The organism is Flavobacterium frigidimaris (genome assembly GCF_002217275.1).
Lineage (GTDB): Bacteria > Bacteroidota > Bacteroidia > Flavobacteriales > Flavobacteriaceae > Flavobacterium > Flavobacterium aquidurense.
The window spans coordinates 1-906 of record NZ_MUGV01000057.1 but is presented as its reverse complement, the minus strand read 5'-3'; the positions used below and the strand labels follow the sequence as shown (position 1 = coordinate 906).

Sequence of the window (906 nt, the reverse complement as noted above, 5' to 3'; positions counted from 1 at the left end):
CTAACGTTCTGGCGCTTAGCGAGGTTGGGGAATAAAGAAGCGAGATTTTTCGGTTAAACACAAATTTTCCAAACACAAAACCATCTTTCCATTAAACCTAAAACCCCAATCTCGCCAAACGGTTGTTAGCAACTGTTATTTTCTTTTTTCTATTGGGTTGAAATTAATAAATCTATCTAAACTTTCAGGCTCATCTTTAATATTTTCAATTTCTATCCATTTACCATTTGGATCGCGAATTTCCGCAATAATTCTTCCATCCCTTTGGTCAACATTTGCAAATTCTCTTAAGGTGTCTTTTTCGATTTTTAGGAAATAAGTTGTCTGTCCTCCAGTTAGTATACAAGCATCGATGCAGTCGAGTTTTTTATTATACATTAAGTTTGGATAACTTTCTGAGTTTTTTATCCAATTCAAAGATTTAGTTTTAGGAGAATAAAGAATTAGTGTCTGGACGATGTTTCCACCTCTAGCTGCCATTCCAGTTGTGAAGATAATGTCTTTGAAATTATCATTGTTAAAATCTTTAACTTCAGTTTCTAAGTCATTAATTCTGACCGCTTCCAAAATTAAACTATCCTTTAATTTCCATTGATTTTTCCTTTTTTCATAAAGATAAACTTTGGCAATTGTATTTTCTTCCGTTCCAATTTTATAAACTTTAATTTTATTTTTTTGTCTTTCGCCAAAATTTATTGAATCTGCAAAAAACTCAAGTGTATCAACAATTACTAATTTTTCAGTTTTACTCTTTTGAAGTATTTTAGTTTCGGTTTTATTACTACAACTAATAATTAAAAGTATAGTTGTCAAATAGATTATGTTTTTCATAATAGTTGCTAACGTTCTCGCGCTACAGCGGGTTTGGGACTAAATTAAGCCCATTCTTCGGATTTGCAAAATCAT

The 906-nt window shown here is 31.1% G+C and carries 1 protein-coding gene; it reads right to left on the bottom strand.

Annotation, left to right across the window (positions count from 1 at the left end; all coding sequences use genetic code 11):
* Positions 1-135: 135 nt before the first annotated feature.
* Entirely contained in the window at positions 136-831 is a 696-nt protein-coding gene (locus B0A65_RS22790) for a hypothetical protein (RefSeq protein WP_074659010.1), read from the bottom strand.
* Positions 832-906: the final 75 nt, after the last annotated feature.

Excerpts from the sequence above, each read along its gene's own strand:
- B0A65_RS22790 (WP_074659010.1), bottom strand. The coding sequence starts at position 831 with ATGAAAAACATAATCTATTTGACAACTATACTTTTAATTATTAGTTGT.